An 8,180-nucleotide genomic window follows, 5' to 3' on the forward strand; every position below is an offset into this window, starting at 1 on the left:
AAGCCCTGAGCGGCGACGTTGTGCGGTAGGGCGTGCTGAAAGCCATTACGGAATCAGCCAGAGGCACGCTTGCCGGCTGCTGGGGCAATGGCGAGGAACGCAACGATATCGATCGACGCCGCGAGCCGATGAGGATGAACTGACGCGGGTGGCCAACTGGTTGGCGATCCCGTGTTGCTCGCCGAATCGGTGAGCGTTGATCCAGCCACCTCTGCCGGGGCGTTCTCCGTTTCTCCCGCCGGCGTTGTCGCTTGGAGGACAGGTGGGGGCGGCCTGCGGCAATTTGTGTGGTTCGACCGCGCGGGACGCAGTGTCGGTTCGCTCGGCCCGCCGGAATCTACCGCGCTGTTCAATCCGGAGATATCTCCAGACGGCAAACACATCGGGATTACGCGCGGCCCGGTGCGTGTCAGCGGCGATATCTGGCTGTTTGACGGTCCGCGCAGCACACGCTTCACTTTTGCACCGGCCGACGACCGCAGCCCCGTCTGGTCGCCGGATGGCAAGCAGGTTGTTTTTATGTCCACCCGTATGGGAACCCCTGATCTCTATTTGAAGCCGGCCGATGCAGCCAGAAATGAAGAGGTCCTGCTGCACTCGCCGGAAGCCAAGCGGCCTAACTCCTGGTCGCCGGATGGGAAATACATCTTGTACGCAACTGAAGATGTGGCGAACGGCGACTTGATGCTCCTGCCACTCACCGGGGACAGAAAACCCTACCCATTCCTGAGGACAGCGGAAGCCAGTGAATCGCAGGGAGCGTTTTCACGGGACGGTAGGTGGGTGGCCTATCAATCAAACGCCACGGGCCGGTCAGAAATATTCGTGCGACCCTTTCCGGGCCCCGGCGGACAGTGGCAAGTATCCACGGACGGAGGCGTCTCGCCACGCTGGCGGGCGGACGGCAAAGAACTATTCTTCATTTCTCGCGACTCCAAGCTGATGGCCGTCGCCATCGAGGCTCACGACGCGACGCTGCAGCCAGGCACGCCGCGGGAATTGTTTCAGACACGCATCATGAGCGCGGGAAGCAGACCACAATACGATGTGGCGCCCGATGGCCGATTCCTGATCAATACCGAGGTGGAAGAAGCCGATGGGCAACCCATCCACCTGCTGCTGAACTGGAATCCGCCAGAAAATTAGCAGGCCCGAAGAAATCAGCAGACACCCCAGCAACATCTTGACTCGCCTGCCATTTATACAGTTTAATTAAGGGTTCCGCTGTGTTGTTCATTTAAGTCTAATTCCATCCGGTGGGGTGCCTGCCCGGTCTGTGTTCAGAAGTGTCAAGTTGCAGCGATGTGGGCAACTCCGATGATTCGATTCGAAGAAGGGGATGAAATGTCTAACGATAAACCGAGCGCGGTGAATCATCGCAATCAACGCGAGTTCATCGATCTTTGCAAGAAAACCGGCGATGCGGTGATCGTCGAGAAACAGGTTGATTGGGACCTGGAACTGGGCGCCATCAGCCGACGCGCGACGGAGATCGACGGCCCCGCCGTGGTCTTCAACAATATTAAGGAGTACCCCGGCCAGAGCATCTTCGTGAACCCCATCTCCACCTGGCGCCGCGCCGCCATCACGCTGGGCCTGCGCGCCGACGCCAAGGTTCCTGAGATTTACGCCGAGTACATTCGCCGCGACGCGAACCCCATTGAGCCGACCCTCGTGAAAGACGGCCCCAGCCGCGAAGTGATTACCCGGGGCGACGACGTGGACGTTACCAAGCTGGTCGCGCCCATGATTCACGACGGCGACGGCGGTCGCTATCTCGGCACATGGTGCATGGCCGTTACCATGGACCCCGACACGGGCTGGGTCAACTGGGGCACCTATCGCTTCATGGTCCACAACAAGCGCTTTCTTTCGGGATGGCCGTTTGCTCCCAGCCACATGGGACACATGCTGCGCACCAAGTATCTGCCGTTTGGCAAGCCCATGCCGGTGGCCATCGTGATCGGCGCGGATGAGTCCAGCCACCTTGCCGCCACTTCCAGCACTCGCAAGGGACGCTCGGAAGCCTCGCTGGCAGGCGGTTTGGCAGGGCGCTCCATTGAACTGCTCCAGGCGCTCGACAGCAAACTGACCTTCCCGGCCTGCGCCGAAGTGGTGCTGGAGGGCGAGATTCTGCCGGATCAGATCGCCATGGAAGGACCCTACGGCGAATACCCCGGGTATCGTTCCGGCGAAATGGGTTCGGGCATTCTGATGAAGGTCAACACCATTTCGCACAAGAAGAATCCCATGCTCTCCATGGACTGCACCGGCTATAAGGATTGCAGCTCGACGGTTACCGCGCTCGGCGGCGGCATCGGCGTGCAGCGCAAACTGGAAGCCGCGGGACTGCCCGTTACCGGCGTGTACATTCCCTCTGAAGGCGCCGTGCATCTGTTCATCGTTGGCGTGAAGGCCGGACAGGGCGGACGCGAGACCACACAGAAGATACTCGATTGCCTCACCGATAACCGCACCTACCCGACCAAGATTCTGGTGGTCGAGGACGATGTGGACATCTTCAATCTGGGCGAGGTTCTGCACGCCTGGTCCACGCGCTGCCACTCCGGCCGCGGCACCATCATCAAGAACGTCGAGAAGGGCGCGCAGCAGTTGACGCCCTGCTACGATCACGAGGAGCGCCTACGCTCCGCCGGCGCGGTCGCCGCGTTCGACATCTCCTGGCCGCAGTCCTGGGATCCGACAGAAATTCCCATCAAGGCTACCTTCAACGCCATGTACCCCGATAGCGTGAAGAAGCAGGTGCTGGACAACTGGAAAGCCTACGGCTTCCAGTCCTAATTGTCCATTAGTCCAAACGGCCACTTTAGTTGTCATTCCGGGCGGCCTGTCCCGATTTATCGGGAAGCGAGGAATCTGCTTTTCAGGTTTTCGAGAAGCGAAGCAACAGCAGATTCCTCACCTCGCTCAAGCGGGGTTCGGAATGACAACGCAAACAAGATCAGATTCGATACCAGATTATTAAGGAGAAGAATTCATGGAATACATGGCGCATGTGAAACACCTGAAGACGCTCGAAGAGGGCAAGAAGATCGTGCTGACGCTGCGTGATCTTTCCCCGGGCGTACACACCAAATATCTGGCGCGCGTGGCGCGCGTGGAAGTCTCGCGCAAGCCCGAGGCCCTGGCCGGCTGGGACAAGCTGTGGGCCTTCTCCGTGGTGGGCTTCAAGGACCCTCTGCCCTGGGGCGTAAAAGTCCTCGAAGAGCTGGGCCTCACCGTCCCCGGCAAACCCTACGACGATATCTACCCCGCGCTGGCCAAGCTGTAGGCACATCTCGGCGTTACTGCCTGTCATTTGCTCTTGAGCATAGTTACGAAAGCGGTCGGCGCAAGCTGACTGCTTTTTTTTGCAACCAGAGAGAGTCTGGCGTCGCGCTCGAACGGAATGGTCCTACAAGGCGCTAAGCAAGTCCGGCAGGAACACTTCAGCTTGCCGGAGAATGCTTTGCAGCGTGCCGACCGCCACGACGTGGTGCATCGGCACGGTGACGCCGAGCCGCTGCAAAGCCTTGACGATATCCGCGCCGGAAAGATCACGAGGAATTTTCATGCGGGGAGCAATAGGGGATCGCTGATGAAGTGCAAGCGAATACGATGCGGAGCCGATTCGCCCTCGAAGTGACAAGCAACTGCGTCGGTAACCTGCTCTTGAAGCTCCCACAAATCCTCACCTTGCGTGGAAATGCCGCCACCTTCGGGAGCATCCCAGGACGCTACTAGCCAACCTGAATCCTCATCGCGCTCGGCCTGAAAAGTAATCTCGCTCATTTGATACCAAAATCAGCCTCACGGCTGGAGTAATCAACTGCTCTGATGTTTTACGTCCAGCGGAAAACTACCGGCGCTGCATCTCCGCTTGAAATCTCCGCGCCAACGCTTGATCATAGATGGCGACATGGGAAGCATCCAACACAAAATCGCGTATCGCCAGGATGGCCGGACACCCGGACCGACTAACCTGATTCGCCGCGTCGCGCTGGAGGCGGGCCAGTTGCTGACGCGCGCGGGGGCATACTGCCTGCGCTACGGGTTATCCACGCCCGAGAGTGCAACGCTTGACACCAAGGCGAAAGACTCCAAGGCGGAACTGACCTATGAAGACCGCGTGGCCAGCGAGATCGCACGCTTCAATACGGAATTAAATGTTCATGATTTGCCGGAGATTTTCCATTACTGGTCCAACCGTTTTCTGCGCCCCATGCTGGAGCAGGTGATGGAAGTAAGCAATCCGGATGAGTTTTACATCAAATACATCGCCAAGGTTTCACTCGACCATCCCGCCCAGACCCTTCGCGTGGCCAGCCTGGGCGCGGGCAATGGCGACACCGAAGCGCGCATCGTAAAAGCGTTGCTCGACCGCGGCATCAGCAATTTCAGCCTCGACTGTCTCGACCTCAACGCCATCATGCTGGGCCGCGGCGAAGAGGCGGCGCGCCAGATTGGCCTGAGCGCGCACATGCGCTTCCAGGAAGTGGACCTGTCCAAGTGGCATCCCGCGCAACCCTACGCGGTGGTAATGGCCAATCACGTCCTGCACCACATTGTTCCGCTGGAAGCCGTGTTCGACAATGTATATAAGGCCATCGGCAAGAGCGGCTACTTCCTCACCTGCGACATGATCGGCCGCAACGGGCACATGCGCTGGCCCGAGGCGCTGGCCGTGGTCCATGATCTGTGGCGGGCCATGCCGGATCGCTACAAGTACAATCATCAACTCTCGCGCTACGAAGAAATGTACGAAAACTGGGATTGCTCACAGGTGGGGTTCGAAGGCATTCGCGCGCAGGACATCCTGCCGTTGCTGGTGAAGAAATTCCACTTCGAGAGTTTCGTCGGTTTCGGCAATCTGCCGGATATCTTTGTGGAACGCGGCTTCGGCCATAACTTCGATCCCGCCAACGCGGAGGACATCGCCTTCATTGACCGCGTCGCAAACCTAAACGACCAGATGATCGACGCCGGAACCATCAAGCCCACCCAGATGATCGCCGTGATGCGAGCCACTCCCGGCCCCGCCCCGCATTGCTATAAACACTGGACGCCGGAGTTCTGCGTTCGCCCGCCCTCATAACGCCCGTTACCGTTCCCAACTACCGTTCCCGGTAGTGGGTCAGTTTGAAGTTCATGAAACGTCAGGGCACGACTTTAGTCGTGCCGAATAGCCAGCCCCAACTTCAGGGGTTTTAACCCCTGGGGTTCTCAACCCCGGCGGGCTTATTCTCTTCGTTCGCACATCGCACCTCAGCGGTTGAAACCGATGTGGCAATCGCGTCGGTCCGGCACAACTGAAGTCGTGCCCTGACGTCAAACTGACCCGTTTCCCCGTTCCCAAATGGATCGCCAACCAAGGCAATTTCACATATACTAGATAGTTTGAATAGGACGTTTATTGCTATCAATAGCTGGAGGTAACCCGCTTTGTCTCAGGAAAAACCGCAGGGAGCAGGACCGAAGTTCAATCTGGACGCCATGTTCAAGCCGCGCTCCATCGCGCTGGTCGGCGCGTCCACTGATCCCACCAAGCTCAGCGGGCGTCCCCTGCGCTTCCTGAAAGAGTACGGCTATCAGGGAAAAATCTATCCGATCAACCCCAATCAGACGGAGGTCCAGGGGCTGAAGAGTTATCCTTCGATTGCCTCCGTCCCGGACGAGATTGATCTGGCCGTGGTGGGTCTGCCTGCTGAAATCGTGCCGGCGATGATCCGCGAGTGCGCGGCCAAGGGCGTGAAGGCGGTAACGGTGTTCAGCGCGGGCTTCGCCGAGATGGGCGAAAAAGGCGTGAAGATGCAGGCCGAGTTGCGACAGGCGGCGCTGGATGGCCATATCGCGCTGGGCGGACCGAACTGCGCCGGCCTGATCGGAGTGCGCGAGAAGGTGATCGGCACCTTCAACTCAGCGATGGATCGCGGCAGAATTTCATCGGGCCCAGTAAGTTTCGTGGCGCAATCCGGCGCGCTGGGCACCTACATGTTCGCCGCGGCGCAGGATGCCGGCGTGGGTTTTGATTACTGGGTCTCGACAGGCAACGAAGCCGTCATCGCCTTCAGCGACTTCGTTTCCTACTTCGTCCGACAGGACACCACGCGCACCATCATCGCTTACATGGAGGACGCCCGCGACGGCGCGGGATTCCAGCGCAGCGCGCTCGAGGCGATGGAGGCCGGCAAGCCGCTGATCATTCTGAAAGTCGGCGAGTCCGAAGCCGGCTCGCAGGCCGTGGCCTCGCACACCGGCGCGCTGGCGGGCTCGGACAAAGTCTATAGCGCGGTCTTCCGCCAAACCGGCGTGATTCGCGCGCATGACGTCGAGGACCTGTTCGATCTCGCCAACATCTGCGCCTCGCCGAAGTATCCCAGGGGAAATCGCACCGCGCTGATCACCATCTCGGGCGGCGCGGCCAGCCTGATGTGCGACCGCTGCGAGGAAGTCGGCCTGAAAGTAACCGAGCTGACGCAGGAGACCATGTCCGCGCTGCGCGCTCCCGGAGTGCTGCCCGGGTTCGCCACGGTGAAGAATCCCGTGGACGTAACGGCCGAACTGGTTGCCAAACCGGCGCTGCTTAAGAAACCCCTGGAGATCACCCTGGCCGATCCCAACGTGGATTGCCTGGTGATCTTCCTGGGCATGCAGTTGCACAACGGCGAAGAGCTGGCGCGCACCATTGTCGAGGCCGCCGCCGGCACGGACAAGATTGTCATCGTCAACTGGATCGCGGCGCCGGAAGTCTCCGTGAAGATTCTGCGCGAAAATAACATTCCGGTGTTTTCCGACCCGGGGCGCGGCGTGCGCTCGCTCGGCGCGCTGGTGAACTACGTTGAGCGGCGCAAGCGCTACCTGGCCCGCAAGTCGTCCCCCAAGTCCATCGCTCCTACACCAGCAAAGAAACTCGCCGCCGCGCGCGCAATCATCGCGCAGGCTCGGGCCAATGGCGCAACGGCTCTTACCGAGAGCGCGGGCAAAGAGTTGCTGGCGCTCTACGGCATCCCCTCCCCCGCGCGGCAGATCGCAACCAGCGCGAAGGAGGCAGCTAAAATTGCGAAGAAGATGGGCTTCCCCGTGGTGATGAAAATCGTCTCCGCCGACATCCTGCACAAGACGGAAGCCGGCGGGGTGAAGCTCGGCGTGAAGGACTCGAAAGAGGCCGAGGCTGCGTTCGCTGACATCATGAAAAAGGCGAAGGCCTACAATAAGAAGGCCCGGCTCGACGGCGTGCTCATCGAAGAGATGATCACCGATGCCGTGCAGGTGATGGTTGGCTTCAAGCAGGACAAGCTCTTCGGCCCGGCGGTCATGACGGGACTGGGTGGCATTATGGTCGAGTTGATCAGCGACTTCTCTCTGCGCGTCGCACCATTTGACATGGACGAGGCGATCGAGATGATTAAAAATACGAAAGCCTATCCGCTGCTCACTGGCTTCCGTGGCGACAAGCAGCGCGACGTGGCCTCTCTCGCCAAGGTGATCGTCGCCGTCGGCAAGGTGGCGCAGGATTTCCGCAACGAGATTGCGGAACTGGACGTCAACCCTGTCATGGTCCTGCCCAAGGGCAAAGGCGTGCGCGCCGTGGACGCCGCGCTGGTGCTGAAGTAAGACGCGTCCGAGGTTTCAAAAAATGTCCATACGTAAAATCGAGGAAATTGGCGCAGGTGGATTCGGTACCGTTTGGCTTATTGAACGAATTACCGACGGAAAGTCGTTTGCCTTGAAAGAACTAAAGAATCATGACGATCCAGCAGTACTGACTCGGTTTCAGACAGAAACAAGATGCCTATCCAAGCTCAACCATCCCAACATCGTCAAGATTGTGGAGCATCATTTAGACTGACCTGCCCGGCGATTTCGATACCAGCCGAAGTGAGAGAGAATCTCATGAAGGAGGTATTTGAATATGCCGATGTAGAGGTACAAACCAGAGCAGATCGTAACGGTGTTGCGGCAGGTTGAAGTGGCGGTGGCCAGCGGGAAGACAACGCCGCAAGCGTGCAAGGAAGCCGGGATCACGGTGCAAGCTGAGAGATGAATGTCTGAATGGAGAGATCTTCTATTCATTGAAGGAGGCTCAGGTGGTGATCGAACAGTGGCGGCAGCAGTACAACACCCGCAGGCCGCACTCGGCGCTCGGCTATAGGCCCCCGGCGCCGGGGGCCTATAGCCCT

General features: G+C 59.3%; 8 protein-coding genes and 1 pseudogene. 7 read left to right on the forward strand and 2 right to left on the reverse strand.

The features are described from left to right. Positions 1–171: 171 nt before the first annotated feature. From EXQ56_14395 to EXQ56_14405, 3 genes are all read left to right on the forward strand, one after another. A complete protein-coding gene (locus tag EXQ56_14395; GenBank protein ID MSO21612.1) occupies positions 172–1,146 on the forward strand; it encodes a hypothetical protein in 975 nt (324 codons plus the stop codon). A gap of 156 nt (positions 1,147–1,302) precedes the next feature. Then, the gene (locus EXQ56_14400) at positions 1,303–2,802 is read left to right on the forward strand and encodes a hypothetical protein (GenBank protein ID MSO21613.1); all 1,500 of its coding nucleotides are present in this window, start codon (positions 1,303–1,305) and stop codon (positions 2,800–2,802) included. 196 nt (positions 2,803–2,998) lie between these two features. Next, positions 2,999–3,292: a hypothetical protein gene (locus tag EXQ56_14405; GenBank protein ID MSO21614.1), complete on the forward strand. Its 294-nt coding sequence runs from the start codon at positions 2,999–3,001 to the stop codon at positions 3,290–3,292. 123 nt (positions 3,293–3,415) lie between these two features. Here the strand turns inward: EXQ56_14405 and EXQ56_14410 are convergent, their stop codons facing one another. Then, on the reverse strand, positions 3,416–3,574 hold the full coding sequence (locus EXQ56_14410; protein ID MSO21615.1) for a type II toxin-antitoxin system HicA family toxin: 159 nt from the start codon (positions 3,572–3,574) through the stop codon (positions 3,416–3,418). Further along, a complete protein-coding gene (locus tag EXQ56_14415) occupies positions 3,571–3,792 on the reverse strand; it encodes a 2-oxoisovalerate dehydrogenase (protein ID MSO21616.1) in 222 nt (73 codons plus the stop codon). Before EXQ56_14415 ends, EXQ56_14410 begins: the two co-directional genes overlap by 4 nt. Before the next feature lie 127 nt (positions 3,793–3,919). Between EXQ56_14415 and EXQ56_14420 the strand changes: the two genes are divergently transcribed. From EXQ56_14420 to EXQ56_14435, 4 genes and pseudogenes are all read left to right on the forward strand, one after another. Further along, a complete protein-coding gene (locus tag EXQ56_14420; protein MSO21617.1) occupies positions 3,920–5,095 on the forward strand; it encodes a class I SAM-dependent methyltransferase in 1,176 nt (391 codons plus the stop codon). Positions 5,096–5,442: 347 nt separating this feature from the next. After that, positions 5,443–7,614 (forward strand): CoA-binding protein, encoded by a 2,172-nt coding sequence (locus tag EXQ56_14425; GenBank protein MSO21618.1) that lies wholly within the window; start codon positions 5,443–5,445, stop codon positions 7,612–7,614. 22 nt (positions 7,615–7,636) lie between these two features. Then, positions 7,637–7,849, forward strand: coding sequence for a hypothetical protein (locus tag EXQ56_14430; GenBank protein MSO21619.1), 213 nt, complete (start codon positions 7,637–7,639; stop codon positions 7,847–7,849). Between the two features lie 181 nt (positions 7,850–8,030). Beyond that, positions 8,031–8,180: pseudogene (locus tag EXQ56_14435) on the forward strand (transposase).

Source organism: Acidobacteriota bacterium, from assembly GCA_009691245.1.
Classification (GTDB): domain Bacteria; phylum Acidobacteriota; class Terriglobia; order 2-12-FULL-54-10; family 2-12-FULL-54-10; genus SHUM01.